Below are 15,947 nucleotides of genomic sequence, written 5' to 3'. Positions count from 1 at the left end.
TGATATACTTAAATAGAAAAATTGTTTATTTACGGGAGGTAATGGACTATGAAGTACGGTATTGTGGCATTTCCATCAAAAAAATTGCAAGATTTAGCGAACACTTATCGCAAACGATATGATCCTCATTTTGCGAAGATTACACCGCATATGACGTTAAAAGACAGCTTTGATGCGTCTGAAGAAGAAATTCAAACCATCGTTAAGCAATTGGATGAAATTGCTGCTAAATATGCGCCTTTAAACATTCATGCATCACGCATCAGTTCGTTTTTCCCTACAACCAATGCCATTTATTTCCGCATTGAACCAACTGAACAATTAGCTGCTTTCCAACATGAAATCCAAGAAAATATTTCTTATGGGGAAACGAAACATGTATTTGTACCTCATATTACAATCGCTCAAAAAATGTCGGATTCTGAGCATGACGACATCTTTGGTCAATTACGTATGACTGGTGTAGATGAAAAAGATACAATTGATCGAATTCATCTTCTATATCAATTAGAAGACGGTTCATGGACAACATACGAAACATTCCGTTTGTCTGGAGCTGAGTGATGATTGTATAACGTTAAGATTGTTGAAACACAGCAAGAACATGATGATGCGTTTACTGTACGAAAAAAAGTATTTGTTGAAGAGCAAGGCGTTCCACTCCATTTGGAATGTGATGCTGAAGATGCAACTGCAACGCATTTTATTATGTATAAGGACGATGAGCCTGTAGGAGCAGCGCGTTTACGTAGTATTGAAAACAATACAGCAAAAATTGAACGTGTTTGTATTTTACAATCTCAGCGTGGTAAAAAACTAGGGGCTATACTAATGAAGGAAATGGAGAAATACGCCATTTCTATCCCTAAAGAAACATTGAAGCTTCACGCGCAAAGCCATGCGATTCCTTTTTACGAAAAGCTTGGCTATGCGGTAACTTCTCCAGAATTTCTGGATGCTGGTATTCCGCATCGAGCAATGGAGAAAAAAATTTAATGAAAGGGTGTTACGATATTGTTCAATGTCGTAACACCCTTTTTTAAACCAAAATCCGCTTGCCACCATTTATCTACTCTATCGTAACAAGCTGCTTTGCCAAGTAGATATGCCATGCGCTACTTCATCATTCTAGTGATTTTATCGAAATCTAGTGATGCTCCATCTTGAATAATAGATTGTACTAATTTATCTTCTAACTCTTGTGTAATCGTTCTGTTAGATATCTTAGCAACACGTCGTACGATTTTTCTTACTTGTTTTTCACTTGTAAAATCCGCATGTTGAATGGCATTGGCTAATGCGAAGATTTCATCCATCGAAACACCTGTTTTTTGCTCAATTGAATTAAATAACGAGCGATGCATGTTTTCCCTCCTATCATTAAAACTCAATTTGACCTTGCGACTTGCCCGAAGCATTCACAAATGGTGGAGGCCTTAACTTTATTTAGGTATGTGAACCCTCTAAATAAGAGTTAAAGCCTTTACAATATGTTCATCAAATTAGATGTAAGTAGCGCCAACAATAATTAAAAGAATAAATAGAACAACAATTAGAACAAATGTTGAACCATAGCCAGAGTTGTTGCCTCCACAATAACTATAGTTATTGCCTCCGCAATAGCTATTGTTCCACCCACCAACATTATTTCCATACGGTTGTGAGGACCAGCCTTGATATCCCATAAAAGCACCCCTCCCTTCTACAACCTATAATATGTTTGGGTTGTAGAAATGGGAGGGGTATTCGTCTAGTCGATATTTCCTTTAGGCTTAAAAATTAATGCACCAATAAAGGCAAAAACAATAGCAGCACTGATACCTGAGCTTGTTACTTTAAACATTCCTGTTAAGACGCCAACCAGTCCATGCTTTTCTGCCTCAGCCATTGCCCCATGTGTTAGAGAATTACCAAAAGAGGTAATAGGTACGGTAGCTCCTGCGCCAGCAAAATTAATTAATGGCTCATATAATCCCATTCCATCCAATATAGCACCGAGGACAACGAGTGTACTTAATGTATGGGCCGGTGTTAAATTACCGACATCCATTAATAATTGGCCGATGACGCAAATAATGCCTCCAACAATAAATGCAAATACAAATGTCATTACCATAATTTATGCCTCATTTCATTGTAATTTCGATGGCATGTGCCGTACATGGAATCGTCTCACCTTGTTGAAACGATAATGGAGACAATAATGCACCAGTTGCCACTAGTAATACACGCTTATAGCTACCCGCTCGCATCTGCTGAAGAACGTAACTAAAAAAAACAGCTGCTGAACAGCCAGCACCACTTGCCCCTGATTGAAAGGATTCATCTTGCCCATAAAACTCAGCACCTGCATCGCGTAAAAGAGTTAGTTCCTCATTTTTCACACCATTTTCAACAAGCATTCCCTTCAAAAGCTTTAACCCAAGCTGACCTAAATCGCCTGTTAAAATTAAATCGTAATGATAAATTTTTTGATTTCGTTGTTGTAAATGAGATTGAATCGTTTGAAAGGCTGCAGGTGCCATTGCAGCACCCATATGAAAAGGATCATCCATGCCGTAATCCACAGACTTTCCAATTGTGGCAGCTTCGATGGAAGGATACTCTTCACGATGTTTACCGATTAGCGCATAGCCAGCTGCCGTTACAGTCCATTGAGCAGTTTGTGGCTTTTGTGCACCGTAATTGATGGGATAACGAAATTGACGTTCTATCGCATTATGCTGACTTGACGCACCAGCTAATGAATAATTAGCAGCACCTAATTCTGTTAAAAGACAGGCAATAATGACGGAAGAAACAGAGGTGGCACACGCAGAAAATAGTCCAATAAACGGGATTTCTAAATCTCTTGCTGCAAAATTGGTCGGTGTCATTTGATTGACCAAATCTCCACCCATTAAATAATCAATATCTCCACCTTGTACGTTCATTTTCTTCATGGCTGCATCACAGGCTTCTTCAATCATTTTACGATGCCCCTGTTCATTGGTCTTCATTTGCCAACGTTCATCATCATACACAGCATCAAAATACTGACTAAAAATACTTCGGTTCTCTAATGGGCCCGCTACAACTCCACCTGCTAAAAGGGATGGTTTCGATTGAAAAACGATTACCATGAAACCACTCCTATCATCACGAAGATATATTTAATAAGTGCTACGAAAAACGCTGCTACTACACCAAATAAAACCACTGACCCTGCTAGCTTAAATAAATTACCGCCAACTCCTAATACTAAGCCCTCTGATCTATGCTCGATGGCTGCGGAAATAACGGCATTACCAAATCCCGTTACTGGCACTGATGAGCCTGCCCCAGCAAATTGACCAATTCTTTTATATAGACCAAGCCCTGTTAGCAACATGGCGAAGAACACCATTGTAGCTACGGTTGGATTACCGGCTGTTGCTTCTGTAAAATTGAAGAATATAATATAAAAAAGGGACACAGCTTGGCCAATTGTACAAATAAGACCGCCGACAAAAAACGCCTTGGCTATATTCTTTATATATGGAGGCTTTGGTGTCACATTTTGCTCCAACTGCTGATATTGCTCTTTTTCCATTTATGTCTTCTCCTTTGCAAGCTCTTTAAGTTCTTTAATTTTATCGCTCAATTTATTATCTTCAATCTGATCCTTTTTTATTTTATTGGCTTCATAAAAAATTTTATAATCAGCTGAGACAAAAACATCTTTATTTGGATATTTCTCATCAAACTTTTTCTGCAATTTTTTCTCTAACTTAGTCTTTTTCCACTTTTCCCATGGTTTAATTTGTACTGCAACAAGCATACTATCGTCATAATGGATAACGGTTGAACGTTCCACATAGTCCTCTTCTTTTATAAGGGCTTCGACTTCACTTCCATTTTGGGATGGACCGTAGACGATAAATTTTTCTTTTTCAGCACAACCATTTAACAGCAAAACGACTAAGAGAGGTAACGTCATTCCAAGTAGCCTCAAGTTTTACCCTCCTTTTCTTTAAAGTTTCTCCACACATAAAAAAACTATTCATAGATACAATAGCCCGAGTCCAAATTTGAAAAGTACATATTGTAGAAGTAGTAACAAGGAAAGGAGGTGACAATATGGGTTGTGGTAAGCCAACAAATCCTATTGGACCAATCCATTCAGCAGGCTGCGTTTGTGACGTAGTGCGCGCTATTTTAGATATTCAAAATCAAGCGGTGCGAGATGAGTGTTCTCCATGTACAGCTAACTGTTTCTTAGAACCACTAGGCGGGATTGTTAGTCCTGCTCGCTCTCAAGCAGATACACGTGTATTTATGTTAATTACAAAAGATGGTACTCCTTTCAAAGCATTCTTTAATTCCCCAACTGCAGATCCTTGTATTTGTACATCCGTATTCTTCCGCGTTGAAGATATGTTTGATGAGTGTTGTGCGACTTTACGTGTTTTAGAACCTCTATGTACATTCGATTCTAGCGAAAGTACAGTAGATTTATTAAGTCGTGACGGCTGTTGCGTAAATATGAAGAAGATCTGTAAAGTGGATGATTGGAACTCAACAGATAGCTGTATTACTGTAGACTTATCTTGCTTCTGCGCTGTACAATGTATCGCTGATGTTGACTTAGGGATTTGTGACTAATTTCTTTCACCTTTGACACACACACATAAAAAAAAGTGTACAGCATCCTCTGCTGTACACTTTTTTTATAATGATGGTAATTGTCTTCCTCGCCAAAGGACTTGTTTTATATCTTCAAAATAAATGATTTCCTGTGTTTTTAATTCTAGTGAGGTAAGCATTAGAGAATCATTTTGTACATCTGAAGCAGAACCAGTTAATTTTCTACCATCTTTTAAACAAACTAAAAGCGGCTGATAGGCTCGCTGACGAAATGGCTTTTCTAAAAATTGAAGTTGTTTTAGTAAATGCGGATCCACTTCCACATCTTTTACAACTTCTTCTTCTTCTTCAACCGTTTCATCTACATAAGTATTGTCCTTGACGTATACAGATGTACTTTCATCTAAATCAAGTTCATGCAACACCTTAGAAATATTTAAAAAATAAGATGGTGATTTTATAAACAAGCGTGGTTCTTGACCCACAATACTCACTTCCCCTTTTTCCATACAATATGCGAAAGTAAGTAAATTGGTTCTTAGCCTATTTGACTTAAGAAAACTGTTGCTAAACCTAAATAAATTAAAATACTTGTAATGTCATTTAAAGTTGTAATAAACGGGCCAGAGGCAACAGCAGGGTCAATTTTTAAACGGTGCATTAACAAAGGTATAAATGAACCAGCTAATGTCGCAACTAAAATCGAGCCACAAAGTGCAGCACCTACTAACATCCCAAGTACCAGCTCTTGTTTCCAAAAATAAACGATACCAATGACAATTAAGCCGCAAACAATTCCTGACATTAAGCCCGTGCCCGCTTCTCGTAGCAGTAATTTTAATTTACTATGTTCTTCTACATCACCTGTAGCAATACCTCGAATAGCTACGGCCAAAGCTTGTGTTCCACTATTCCCCGATGTTCCTGAAATCAATGGAATAAAGACTGCCAATAAGGCAACCTTATCTAAAGTATCCTCAAATTGACCCATTAAATTGGCTGTTAGCATACCTAAAAACAGTAGTACCACCAACCACGGCAAACGTTTTCTAGCTGCTTGGAGTGGTGTGACATCAAATTTATCCATATCGGAAATACCGGCTAGCTTAGAGTAATCCTCAGATGCCTCTTCATCAATAACGTCGATAATATCATCGACGGTAATAATCCCAAGTAATTCACCTTTATCATCAATAACAGGTGTCGCTAAGAAATTATAATCTTTCATTATGTGTGCGACTTCCTCTTGGTCATCTCCTACATGTACCATAACAACTCGTTCATTCATAATTGAACGAATAAGTGTATCCTCTTCAGCAATAATTAAATCTCTTAATGAAATAACACCCGTCAAACGGTGCTCTTCATCTACTACGAAAATATAATAAATGGTCTCAGCATCTGGTGCCTCTTTACGTAAAATCGCCATTGCTGAACGCACTGTAGAGTTTTCTGGAATAGCGACATATTCAGTTGTCATAATGGACCCAGCTGTATATTCATCATAGCTTAGTAGCTCATTAATTTCTTCAGCCGTTTCCTCATCCATCATTTCCAGATAGCTTTCACGTTGCTCCATATCCAGCTCATTTAAAACATCGGCTGCATCATCTGCATACATATGAGAAAGCATTTCTGCCCCATAGGATGGATCCATTTCAGCTAGATACGCTTTATACTCATCATCTTCAATATCGATTGCCTCAAAAATATCAGCCATTTCTGTCGGAGACAAGAACGAATAGATGATCTTCCTTATATCAGGTTCCACCTTTTCGTAAAACGTTGCCTGATCATATGGATGAAGTTCTAAAAACTCATCACGGAATGCGTCAATATTATGTGCTTCGAGCATACCTCGTAAATGTGCTTCGTCAAATTGCACATCATCCTTTTCATTTCTATCCTCTATCATGCTTGTCCCCTCCTTCCGAGCTATCCATCATTGTTACGGGCAATGCCGTAAATCTACCTTCTATATAATAGAGCGAATTATACCCTTCTGCAAACCCTTTTTTGTTTATTTCCACGAGGATTTACATGGCCTTCTATATAATGGTATTCCTGCCTAAAAAAATCGTGACGTTTTCTATTTTACTATACCCTATATTTGTACTTGTCAAATGAACAAGGTGTAAAGAACCCTTTATTTACTATCAAAAATGATAAGGAGATGCCCGTTGTGCGAACATCTCCTTATCACAATATTAAGCGGAAGATCCTTTAAGCAAATTTTGCATATCTTCATTAAGCATACTAGTGAACTGCAAATGTTCACTTGTTAAGGGATGTGTCATATTTAAGGACACACAATGTAGTGCCTGACGGTCCATATGAAGTCGACTACCTCCATAAAGTTCATCACCCACAAGTGGGTGACCTAAAGACGACATATGTACACGAATTTGATGTGTACGTCCTGTATGCAATTTAAGGCCTATATGTGTCATCGGTTCAGCCCCTATATAAAAACGTTGGATGACGGTTACATCCGTATGAGCATATTGCCCATCCTCACGTACTTCTCGCTCAATAATGCTCGTTTCTTTACGCCCAATAGGTGCCACGATTGATTGGTTATCCTGGTCAACATGTCCGTGGACAATTGCCTCATATTGCCTTGAAATCTCCCCATTACGCTGAGCCAAGCCTGTTAAATGATGAATATGTGCATGCTTAGCAATACAGAGTAAACCTGAAGTATCTCGGTCAAGTCTCGTTACAATATGTGCAGTGGACGGTAATCCTTGCTGCTCAAAGTAGCCACAAACTAGATTGGCAATACTATTGGTTGGGTGTTCACGTGAGGGAATCGTACTTTGGTGAGCCGGTTTATTTAACACCAAGATTGTATCATCTTCATATACAATAGCCAAATCACCATGCTCGATTATGAGCCCCTCACTCTTTTCCTCAGGAGGAAATGTCACTTCCACACAATCATCAACTCGAAGGGCATGTCTCACATTACGTTCGATGCCATTCACCGTTAATAACCCTCCATCGAACTTTATAGCTGTTAATGCTCGTTTAGATATACGCCATTCTTGTAGAGCTTCTCGTAATAATTGGCCTTCTTTCTTAGCCATAAAGCGCAATGTAAATCTTGAATCCATCTTACTCATTTGCAACGAAAGATTCATGCACACGCTCCCAAAATGGGAATGGACGGAAACGTGCGAAACGTACTCTTTCATTAGCTACGTTAAATACAATTGCCTTTACATCACCCTGTGTAATTTGTAAATGGTCCACAGTCATATTAAAATTTTGCTCATTTACTGGACGTAAAACACAATGATGGTGGGCGGGTAAAATTAATGGAGAACCAACTGTCCTGAATACACGATTATTAATCGATGCAATTTCTGTAATTTGAAGTGCTGCTAAAGTTGGATGGATGATTGCTCCTCCAAGTGCTTTATTGTAGGCTGTACTTCCAGAAGGAGTTGACACACAAAGACCATCTCCTCTGAAACGTTCGAATTGATTGCCATTTAACTCAACGTCCATTACAAGTGTGACATCTGGCGACTTAACTGTTGCCTCGTTTAAAGCTAGATACGTATTTGACTCTGCATTATGATGCTCCACCTTCACTTCTAACAGCGGATATTCCACCACATTAAAATCCTTTTTAGCAATGGACAAAACTAACTTTTCTAATTCTGAAGGCTTCCAGTCTGCATAAAAACCTAGGTGTCCTGTATGGATGCCGACAAATGCCACTTGATCTAATAAATGAGAATATCGATGAAAGGCATGTAAAAGCGTCCCATCTCCACCTATAGAGACAACAATTTCTGGTGCTTCCTCATCATACGTTAAGCCAAAATCCTGTAAGTAGGTTTTAGCTAGCTCCATTAGCTCATTGGATTGTGCATCTCGACGTGATTGAATCGCAAATTTCATTGTGAGTCACGCTCCTTCTCCGATAGTAAATTAGGATTCGATGCTTCCTTGTATTCGCTGAAATACGCCTGTGCTTCTTGAATTTCACTACGAATAGATGACATTTCCTCATCTAAGCGAAATGCTGCCTCAGCCGCACTTTGCAAGCGATTTTTTATTTCCTCTGGGAACATGCCCTTATATTTATAATTTAAAGAGTGCTCAATAGATGCCCAAAAATTCATAGCGAGTGTTCGTATTTGGATTTCGGCTAACACTACCTTTTTCCCCTGGATCGTTTCAACAGGATATTCAACAATCATATGGTAGGAGCGATAACCACTTGGTTTATTATGTGTAATATAATCGCGTTCTTCCACTACACGCATATCTTTTCGTTGACGAATAAGCTCCGTTACTGTAGCAATATCATCAACAAATTGACACATAATTCGAAGACCGGCAATATCACCAAGTTCATCACCAAGTTGTTTAGATGGCTCAAAAGCTAACCCTTTTTCCAATGTTTTATCATATATACTTGCTAAGGGCTTTACACGACCTGTTACAAATTCGATAGGTGAATTGGCATTAACAATACCGAATTGCGAACGCATGCCCTTTAATTTTACTTTTAGTTCATCTACTGCTTGTTTATAAGGACTTAAAAATATTTCCCATTGTCCCATCACAAAAACCTCCCGACATTCGGTATCGAACACCGTCTGTTCGTTTTGTCTTTCTATTCAGCGAGAATTGCCTTGAAGTGTTGTTCCACTGTTTGGACAAATTCTGCCCCGTAATTGTAATTTCCTTCAATATTATACACGAGCATTTCCAATTCATCGTAGAAATTTGTAAGCTCGATTGCTTCTTCACTTATTCGTAGTATTGGATCTTTCTTTTTTTGTAAAATATGTACAAGATTTTCCCAACTACTCGGTGGAAAACGCAAGTAATGATAGTCTTCGCCTGCATCCAGTAGATAAATAAATGCAAAATCATCTGAGTCTGCAATAAGTTGTCCAGCAGGTTTTAACTGTAAATTTACTTCATTGTCGTTTAAACTAAAATGAAGTTGATCTTGTTCAAAATTCGATGTTTCTATTGTATAAATTTTACGCACGTGCGGTTCCCCTTTTCGTTGTACTCTTCCTCTTATTTTAGCACAGAGGGTAAATAGTTGCAGTGTGTAAATGTTAAATCAAGCGAAACAGCGAATGAAAAATAAAAAAATAAATAGGTGAATATAAATGACACAAGAAATTGAAATCGAGTTTAAAAATCTCCTAACTAAACATCAATACGAGCAACTATTACAAGATTTCCACATTCGTAATAATGCTATTCATCGTCAAACAAATCATTATTTCGACACACCTACTCATGCGATTCGCAAGCTACAAAGTGGACTGCGCATTAGGCAAATCGGTGAATATTATGAATGTACACTTAAAGAAAAAAATGCTGAGCATGCTCACCTTGAAACTACGGACCAATTAACAGCACATCAAGCCCAGAAAATGTTAGAGGGCGAAGGCTTCTTTGCTCAAGAGGTTGCCAAAAAACTTGCCCTTCATGGGATTCCATTAGACCAATTACGGGTGTTTGGCTCACTTACTACAGATCGTGTCGAAATTCCGTATAAAGAGGGACTTCTTGTTTTTGACCATTCTTACTATTTGCAGTGCGACGATTATGAGGTAGAATATGAAGCAAAAGATGCCATAAAAGGAAAAGCAATCTTCGACGAATTTTTACAACAATATGGTATTCCTAAGCAGGAAACTGATAAGAAAATCGCCCGCTTTATGAAGGCTTTACAGCAGCAAAATTCATAATAGTATAAAAAGAAAGGTGACTAACTTCTTGGATATTCAATCACTAAGATCTTTAATGGAGATTCAAGCATTACAAACACTTGGATCGACAGATGGTTCATCCACAAACGCTTTGACAGACAATCAATCTATTTTCTCTGACATGATGAATGAATTATTAGGGGACGCTTCAACTGCCAGCAATGCCAAGCTTTCTAGCTTACTAGGTTTAGGCACAGCAAGCGCTGATATCTTCAATCAGTTAGCTAATACTTCAGAAGGCACGCTTGAATCATTGTTATACAAAGGTTCTAATGCTGTGTACGTTCCTGAATCCGTTAAGCAGGCATTAGCAAGCTCTTATGGACATACAAAACTCGATTCCTATGTTTCAGATAATGTTATTGGCTCAACTGCCTATGCAAACTCTTTGGCAGGAGCAGATCAATATGCTGCTATTATAGAAAAGGCCTCAGCAACCTATGGTGTACCTGAGAAGCTTATTGCAGCCGTTATAAAACAAGAATCTAATTTTAATCCATCTGTAGTTAGTCATGCAGGAGCGCAGGGCTTGATGCAATTAATGCCTCAAACAGCACAGTATCTAGGAGTTACCAATGCTTTTGATCCAGAGCAAAATATTATGGCTGGGGCAAAATATTTGCGCCAAATGCTAGATAAGTTTAATAATGATCCTACACTAGCATTAGCAGCCTATAATGCTGGCGCTTCTCGTGTCACAAAATATGGAGGCATCCCTCCTTTCAAAGAAACACAGAATTATGTCAAAAAAGTAATGAATTACTTCACAGTGTAATCGCATTTTTCTTACTATCTATCTATTTTCCAACAAATTTCACCCTCTGTGGTGAAATTTGTGCTTTTATAGCGAACAACAATTCGAAAGAGCTCTTTATTTGTGAAAACGAAAAGACGTTGATAGAATGAAGGTAGTCACAAGAAATTCACATTTTAATGACGGAGTATATAAATGGTACTTTACGATATAAAGAATTAAAGGAGCATATAACTTATGAGTCGAAAATACACTGTTCCTTATGAGGAGCTGGGGGCTGAAAAACTGGCAGAGCTTATTCATGCATTCTATAAAAGAGTTGCTCAGCATCCTGATCTTATTCCAATCTTTCCAGAGGATTTAACAGAGACAGCCCGTAAGCAAATTCAATTTCAAACACAGTATTTAGGTGGACCAAATCTCTTTACTGAAGAACATGGACATCCAATGATGCGTGCACGTCATATGAATTTTCCGATTACACCAGATCGCGCACAAGCTTGGCTGGAATGTATGTCAGAAGCTATGGATGAAGTAGGTTTGGAAGGGAAGTTCCGTGAAACTTATTATCAACGTTTAGTATTAACAGCTCATCACATGGTTAATACGCCTAATGACGATGAGGGGGAATTGTTACGTGAATAATATTCAAATGCTACAAGAACCAACGCCAACGATTTCTACTGCCAATAAGCCTATTGAATTGTATATTTTCGTAGATCCACTTTGTCCTGAAGCTTTTAGTATGCAGGCTGTGCTTCGTAAATTACAGCTTGAATACAACCATTACTTCACTTGGCGCTTTGTTCTAAGCACTGAGCTTACCTCTTTAAACTGCTTAAGCAAGCGTGTAAAGGGTTGTATATCAGGCATAGAGCTAGATATTAATCACCCTGTATTACCTTCTATCGCTATTAAAGCGGCCGAATTACAGGGCAAACGCGCAGGTGCACGATATTTATCGAAATTACAAGAATATGTATTACTAAGCCATCAAGATGTAAACTCCTATGCTACTCTTTTAAAGATCGCAGAGGATATTCAACTAGATATGAATGAATTTACCGTTGACTTCGGCTCAAAGGAAGCAGCACGAGCTTTCCAATGTGATTTATACATTAAACGTGAAATGGAAGTTGACGAAGTCCCAAGTATTGTATTTTTCAATGAATGTATAGAAGATGAGGGACTAAAGGTTAGTGGTAGCTATGCCTATGAAGTTTATGAACATATTTTAGAAGAAATGCTCAATGAACAGCTTGTACGTCAGCCTTTACCATCAATAGAGGACTTATTTTCAAAATTCCATACACTTTCTACAAATGAAATAGCATTTATCTATTCATTAACAGAACAAGCAGCCGAACGTGAACTAAAGAAACGTATGCTGCAACAAAAGATTGAACGAATCCAGACAACTCACGCTACATTATGGCGTCTTAAATAATACACGTTAAGGACTTAGCTAATAATCATTAGTTGAGTCCTTATTTTATTACATAAAAACAAAGAAACGCCTCTATCCTCGACCGATAGAGACGCTTCTTTTTCACAAAGGGGATGGGAGAAATGTTCACGTTCAAACAAAGGGGTGTATGTTTGTTTTGTGATTTATTTCACAAGAATTACTCTATCATGGAATAATATATTTAGCAATGAATCCAATACTAGATTCACAAATTTGTCAAATAGAAAGCGATTTCAAACAGTATTTTTCCAAGATGCACTCTTTTAAAGTATTTATAAATCAAAAAAAATCATTATTCTTTCCATTCAATTAAAGCTGGCTATAAAAAAAACAGGCTATAGGAATATTCCTATAGCCCAATAAATTAGTTATTTAACAATAATTTTTCTAATTCAATTAAACGCTCTTCAAATACTTTACAAGCATCCTCTATTGGCTTCGCGACGTTCATATCAACACCTGCTGCCTTTAATACTTCAATTGGGAAATCCGAGCAACCTGCTTTTAAGAAGTTATTAATATAACGTTCTACAGCCGGTTCACCCTCCTCTAAAATCTGTTTACTCAATGCTGTAGCTGCCGATTTACCTGTCGCATATTGATAAACATAGTAATTATAATAGAAGTGCGGAATACGTGCCCACTCTAAACCAATTTCCTCATCCACAACCATATCATCACCGAAGTATTTTTTATTAAGTTCATAATACACTTCAGTCAATCGATCGGCTGTCAAAGACTCACCATTCTTATCCATTTGATGAATTAGGTGTTCGAATTCAGCAAACATTGTTTGTCTGAAAACTGTACTTCTGAAACCGTCTAACCAATGATTTAGCAAGTAGATTTTTTGTTGAGGGTCATCAATGGTTTTAAGTAAATAGTCATTTAATAGTTCTTCATTACATGTTGAAGCAACCTCAGCGACAAAAATAGAGTAATCCCCATAAACAAATGGCTGATTATTTCTTGAATAATAACTATGAACACTATGACCAAATTCATGTGCCAACGTAAAGAGATTATTCACATTATCTTGCCAATTCATTAGAATATAAGGATTTGTTCCATAAGCACCGGATGAGTATGCACCACTTCGTTTCCCTTTATTCTCTAAAACATCTACCCAACGGTTATCTAGTCCGTTTTGAACGATGTTTTGATATTCCTCACCTAATGGCGCTAAAGCCTTCACTAAAATATCTTTAGCTTCGTCGTAAGTAACCTTCATTTCCACCTCTTTTACAAGAGGTGCAAATAAATCCCACATATGCAATTCATCCACACCTAAAAGCTTCTTACGTAACGAAATATAGCGCTGCATCGCAGGTAAATGCTTATGAATCGTTTCTACTAGTTGATCGTAAACATTTTCAGGAATGAAATTATTAGACATTGCTGCCTCACGTGCAGAGTCATAATGACGAATACGAGCACTCACATTATGTTTCTTCACATTCCCTGTTAGCGTTGACGAGAACGTATTTTTAAACTTGCCATATGTTGCGTACATGGCTTTAAAAGCACCTTCACGAACTGAGCGTTCTTTGCTCTCTAAAAACTTGATATAGTTACCATGCGTAAGTTGTACTTCTTCCCCATCTTCATTTTTCACGTAAGGGAATTCCAAATCCGCATTATTTAACATGCTGAATGTATTAGAGGCAGTGCCAGTTACCTCAGACATTTGAGCGAGTAATGCTTCCTGTTCCGCTGGTAAGACATGTGGACGTGCCATTGTTATTTCTTTTAATGATTGCTTGTACAATTGTAGATCTTGATTTTCAGCTAAATAGCTTTCGATTGTTTCTTCATTTAATGCCAAAATTTCTGGCGTTAAAAATGATAGACCAGCAGAAATACTCGTTGCCAATGTTTGAATACGGCTATTCATATCTTGATAAAAACTATTTGTCGTATCCTGATCATAGCGCATATGAGCATATGTGTAGAGCTTCATTGCACGTTCATAAATATGATCGTGATACTGTAAAGCTGCTAATAATGCTTGTGCTCCATTATTTAAAGTACCTGCAAAACTAGATGCTTTTTTAGCAAGCTCTGCAACTTCCTTGAACTCATCTTCCCAAAGTGCTTCGGATGCAAAAATATCCTCTAATCGCCATGTTAATTCTTCAGGTACCTCATTTCGTACCAAAATTTGATTACTGTTACTAGCCATGTGCATGCCAGCCCCCTTTAAATGTGCTTTTTTTCCCTATACTCTCATATTTTCTCAGTATATTGCGGCAATTGCAAATAATTGCGCGTACACTATCTCACAAATATCCTGTAGTTTCTGATCTTGTTCTATTCCTTTCAAAATGAGGCTATATTGTTGAATAGCTTTAACTGCCTGTCTGGTATATTCTAAGTGAGACTGCATGAGAAAATTTTGAATATGGTGTTTTTTTAATTCATATGGCTCTAAACCTAACTGTTGACTAAAATGCAACAGCATCGTTTGCCATTCACTTGAAAATAGTGAAATTGCTGTCCCATCTTTTACCGGAATACCAATATAAGAAGGCATTGCCGAAATAGAAAAATTCAACCCATAACAACTTCGTAAAAATGTATCCTGCACCCCTTGTTTACTGTGTAGGAGGCGCCTATTTGCAAATTGCTGGCAAGCATGTTTATATAGCTGCCAATACTGTTGAAATTCTTCTAAGGAAATGCAAGTTGGTAAATAAAATGGAAAGCGTTGCTTATCTATGGGGATTTTTTGGACTTTCCCTATAAAAGTATGCCCATGCACATAAAGGAGATTCGTCCAATATTCAAAATAGGCTGTCTTGGCATTATAGGTCATTAAATAAGGAAGGCCTGTTGAAGTAGGCATGAATGACTTTTGTAGTAATGGAGGAATACTTATTTTTCTAATTCCATTAATTGCTTCGTATCTTTGAGGCGTTACAAAGAGCCAAATGGCTTGAATATTATTTTTTTCATAGCCTGTTGTCCGCTCCTGCCATTTATGATGAGTAAGTGGGCTACATTGAAATTCCAGTGCGACGTTGTTAGTTTCTAACGCAACAAGCAAATCTGGACGCTGAGAAAGCTCTGTTAAATAAGGCTCCAACTTCACTTTATGTCCAAGCTTTTGTAGCCATTCAAACAATTGAATTTTACCTTGTAAATGAAGTTTTGATTCACCTTCAGCAAATAATTTCGGACATTGACTTTGCGTATGATGTGCAAAATGCGGGATATTATAGGAACCAATTTTTAAATGAACTGGTTCTAGACATTGAGGACAAAAAAATGTCATCTGGCGCCTATATGTCTGCAATGCTTTTCTCGTATATTGATATGCGTGAAAAAGCTGCTGTAAATTATTATAGGCAATTAGCATATAATCAGC

21 protein-coding genes are annotated in these 15,947 nt (G+C 37.7%); 7 read left to right on the top strand and 14 right to left on the bottom strand.

What is annotated here, in order from left to right:
* Positions 1-48: 48 nt before the first annotated feature.
* Both KVT27_RS00820 and KVT27_RS00815 read left to right on the top strand, forming a co-directional pair.
* A complete protein-coding gene (locus KVT27_RS00820) occupies positions 49-564 on the top strand; it encodes a YjcG family protein (protein ID WP_012292975.1) in 516 nt (171 codons plus the stop codon).
* A 3-nt stretch (positions 565-567) separates the two neighbouring features.
* Positions 568-996, top strand: coding sequence for a GNAT family N-acetyltransferase (locus tag KVT27_RS00815; protein ID WP_036147208.1), 429 nt, complete (start codon positions 568-570; stop codon positions 994-996).
* 119 nt (positions 997-1,115) lie between these two features.
* Here the strand turns inward: KVT27_RS00815 and KVT27_RS00810 are convergent, their stop codons facing one another.
* The 6 genes from KVT27_RS00810 to KVT27_RS00785 form a co-directional block, all read right to left on the bottom strand.
* Entirely contained in the window at positions 1,116-1,364 is a 249-nt protein-coding gene (locus KVT27_RS00810; protein ID WP_008174251.1) for a stage VI sporulation protein F, read from the bottom strand.
* 138 nt (positions 1,365-1,502) lie between these two features.
* A complete protein-coding gene (locus KVT27_RS27175) occupies positions 1,503-1,685 on the bottom strand; it encodes a YjcZ family sporulation protein (protein WP_012292972.1) in 183 nt (60 codons plus the stop codon).
* 65 nt (positions 1,686-1,750) lie between these two features.
* Complete coding sequence (gene spoVAE, locus KVT27_RS00800) at positions 1,751-2,110, bottom strand: stage V sporulation protein AE (RefSeq protein WP_008174255.1); 360 nt, start codon at positions 2,108-2,110, stop codon at positions 1,751-1,753.
* 16 nt (positions 2,111-2,126) lie between these two features.
* Positions 2,127-3,122 carry a stage V sporulation protein AD gene (locus tag KVT27_RS00795; RefSeq protein WP_008174258.1) on the bottom strand — a complete coding sequence of 332 codons (996 nt, stop codon included), beginning with the start codon at positions 3,120-3,122 and terminating at the stop codon, positions 2,127-2,129.
* Complete coding sequence (spoVAC, locus tag KVT27_RS00790) at positions 3,116-3,571, bottom strand: stage V sporulation protein AC (RefSeq protein ID WP_036123428.1); 456 nt, start codon at positions 3,569-3,571, stop codon at positions 3,116-3,118. Before spoVAC ends, KVT27_RS00795 begins: the two co-directional genes overlap by 7 nt.
* On the bottom strand, positions 3,572-3,973 hold the full coding sequence (locus KVT27_RS00785; RefSeq protein WP_225316259.1) for a YhcN/YlaJ family sporulation lipoprotein: 402 nt from the start codon (positions 3,971-3,973) through the stop codon (positions 3,572-3,574).
* 125 nt (positions 3,974-4,098) lie between these two features.
* Here KVT27_RS00785 and KVT27_RS00780 point away from each other — a divergent pair, with 125 nt between their 5' ends.
* The gene (locus KVT27_RS00780; protein ID WP_008174263.1) at positions 4,099-4,623 is read left to right on the top strand and encodes a CotY/CotZ family spore coat protein; all 525 of its coding nucleotides are present in this window, start codon (positions 4,099-4,101) and stop codon (positions 4,621-4,623) included.
* A 65-nt stretch (positions 4,624-4,688) separates the two neighbouring features.
* Here the strand turns inward: KVT27_RS00780 and KVT27_RS00775 are convergent, their stop codons facing one another.
* The 6 genes from KVT27_RS00775 to KVT27_RS00750 form a co-directional block, all read right to left on the bottom strand.
* Positions 4,689-5,114 carry a hypothetical protein gene (locus KVT27_RS00775; RefSeq protein WP_036123427.1) on the bottom strand — a complete coding sequence of 142 codons (426 nt, stop codon included), beginning with the start codon at positions 5,112-5,114 and terminating at the stop codon, positions 4,689-4,691.
* Positions 5,115-5,143: 29 nt separating this feature from the next.
* Positions 5,144-6,520, bottom strand: coding sequence for a magnesium transporter (gene mgtE, locus KVT27_RS00770; RefSeq protein WP_025116815.1), 1,377 nt, complete (start codon positions 6,518-6,520; stop codon positions 5,144-5,146).
* A gap of 292 nt (positions 6,521-6,812) precedes the next feature.
* Positions 6,813-7,721: an RluA family pseudouridine synthase gene (locus KVT27_RS00765; RefSeq protein ID WP_254636025.1), complete on the bottom strand. Its 909-nt coding sequence runs from the start codon at positions 7,719-7,721 to the stop codon at positions 6,813-6,815.
* 1 nt (position 7,722) lies between these two features.
* A complete protein-coding gene (locus KVT27_RS00760) occupies positions 7,723-8,517 on the bottom strand; it encodes an NAD kinase (protein WP_025116813.1) in 795 nt (264 codons plus the stop codon).
* On the bottom strand, positions 8,514-9,185 hold the full coding sequence (gene yjbM / locus KVT27_RS00755) for a GTP diphosphokinase (protein ID WP_008181494.1): 672 nt from the start codon (positions 9,183-9,185) through the stop codon (positions 8,514-8,516). Before yjbM ends, KVT27_RS00760 begins: the two co-directional genes overlap by 4 nt.
* Positions 9,186-9,238: 53 nt before the next feature.
* Entirely contained in the window at positions 9,239-9,622 is a 384-nt protein-coding gene (locus KVT27_RS00750; RefSeq protein ID WP_036123426.1) for a UPF0738 family protein, read from the bottom strand.
* A gap of 127 nt (positions 9,623-9,749) precedes the next feature.
* Here KVT27_RS00750 and KVT27_RS00745 point away from each other — a divergent pair, with 127 nt between their 5' ends.
* From KVT27_RS00745 to KVT27_RS00730, 4 genes are all read left to right on the top strand, one after another.
* A complete protein-coding gene (locus tag KVT27_RS00745; protein WP_036123425.1) occupies positions 9,750-10,337 on the top strand; it encodes a CYTH domain-containing protein in 588 nt (195 codons plus the stop codon).
* Between the two features lie 28 nt (positions 10,338-10,365).
* Positions 10,366-11,133 carry a lytic transglycosylase domain-containing protein gene (locus KVT27_RS26565; protein ID WP_248287728.1) on the top strand — a complete coding sequence of 256 codons (768 nt, stop codon included), beginning with the start codon at positions 10,366-10,368 and terminating at the stop codon, positions 11,131-11,133.
* Positions 11,134-11,349: 216 nt separating this feature from the next.
* A complete protein-coding gene (locus tag KVT27_RS00735; RefSeq protein ID WP_008181502.1) occupies positions 11,350-11,757 on the top strand; it encodes a globin domain-containing protein in 408 nt (135 codons plus the stop codon).
* Positions 11,750-12,559, top strand: coding sequence for a DsbA family protein (locus KVT27_RS00730; protein WP_008181503.1), 810 nt, complete (start codon positions 11,750-11,752; stop codon positions 12,557-12,559). Before KVT27_RS00735 ends, KVT27_RS00730 begins: the two co-directional genes overlap by 8 nt.
* Before the next feature lie 385 nt (positions 12,560-12,944).
* Here the strand turns inward: KVT27_RS00730 and pepF are convergent, their stop codons facing one another.
* Both pepF and KVT27_RS00720 read right to left on the bottom strand, forming a co-directional pair.
* Positions 12,945-14,762, bottom strand: coding sequence for an oligoendopeptidase F (gene pepF, locus KVT27_RS00725; protein WP_036123423.1), 1,818 nt, complete (start codon positions 14,760-14,762; stop codon positions 12,945-12,947).
* 54 nt (positions 14,763-14,816) lie between these two features.
* Positions 14,817-15,938, bottom strand: coding sequence for a competence protein CoiA (locus tag KVT27_RS00720; RefSeq protein WP_208704700.1), 1,122 nt, complete (start codon positions 15,936-15,938; stop codon positions 14,817-14,819).
* Positions 15,939-15,947 lie beyond the last annotated feature (9 nt).

The organism is Lysinibacillus sp. GbtcB16 (assembly GCF_019091145.1).
Taxonomy (GTDB): Bacteria; Bacillota; Bacilli; order Bacillales_A; family Planococcaceae; genus Lysinibacillus; species Lysinibacillus fusiformis.
Note: the sequence above shows the minus strand (reverse complement) of the source record. Positions and strands in the feature narration are given on the sequence as shown.

Coding starts and splice junctions, on each gene's coding strand:
- KVT27_RS00780 (WP_008174263.1), top strand. CDS start 4,099: ATGGGTTGTGGTAAGCCAACAAATCCTATTGGACCAATCCATTCAGCA.
- KVT27_RS00810 (WP_008174251.1), bottom strand. CDS start 1,364: ATGCATCGCTCGTTATTTAATTCAATTGAGCAAAAAACAGGTGTTTCG.
- KVT27_RS00735 (WP_008181502.1), top strand. CDS start 11,350: ATGAGTCGAAAATACACTGTTCCTTATGAGGAGCTGGGGGCTGAAAAA.
- KVT27_RS00760 (WP_025116813.1), bottom strand. CDS start 8,517: ATGAAATTTGCGATTCAATCACGTCGAGATGCACAATCCAATGAGCTA.
- KVT27_RS00745 (WP_036123425.1), top strand. CDS start 9,750: ATGACACAAGAAATTGAAATCGAGTTTAAAAATCTCCTAACTAAACAT.
- yjbM (WP_008181494.1), bottom strand. CDS start 9,185: ATGGGACAATGGGAAATATTTTTAAGTCCTTATAAACAAGCAGTAGAT.
- KVT27_RS00795 (WP_008174258.1), bottom strand. CDS start 3,122: ATGGTAATCGTTTTTCAATCGAAACCATCCCTTTTAGCAGGTGGAGTT.
- KVT27_RS27175 (WP_012292972.1), bottom strand. CDS start 1,685: ATGGGATATCAAGGCTGGTCCTCACAACCGTATGGAAATAATGTTGGT.
- spoVAE (WP_008174255.1), bottom strand. CDS start 2,110: ATGACATTTGTATTTGCATTTATTGTTGGAGGCATTATTTGCGTCATC.
- KVT27_RS00775 (WP_036123427.1), bottom strand. CDS start 5,114: ATGGAAAAAGGGGAAGTGAGTATTGTGGGTCAAGAACCACGCTTGTTT.
- KVT27_RS00720 (WP_208704700.1), bottom strand. CDS start 15,938: ATGCTAATTGCCTATAATAATTTACAGCAGCTTTTTCACGCATATCAA.
- KVT27_RS00820 (WP_012292975.1), top strand. CDS start 49: ATGAAGTACGGTATTGTGGCATTTCCATCAAAAAAATTGCAAGATTTA.
- pepF (WP_036123423.1), bottom strand. CDS start 14,762: ATGGCTAGTAACAGTAATCAAATTTTGGTACGAAATGAGGTACCTGAA.
- spoVAC (WP_036123428.1), bottom strand. CDS start 3,571: ATGGAAAAAGAGCAATATCAGCAGTTGGAGCAAAATGTGACACCAAAG.
- mgtE (WP_025116815.1), bottom strand. CDS start 6,520: ATGATAGAGGATAGAAATGAAAAGGATGATGTGCAATTTGACGAAGCA.
- KVT27_RS00765 (WP_254636025.1), bottom strand. CDS start 7,721: ATGGATTCAAGATTTACATTGCGCTTTATGGCTAAGAAAGAAGGCCAA.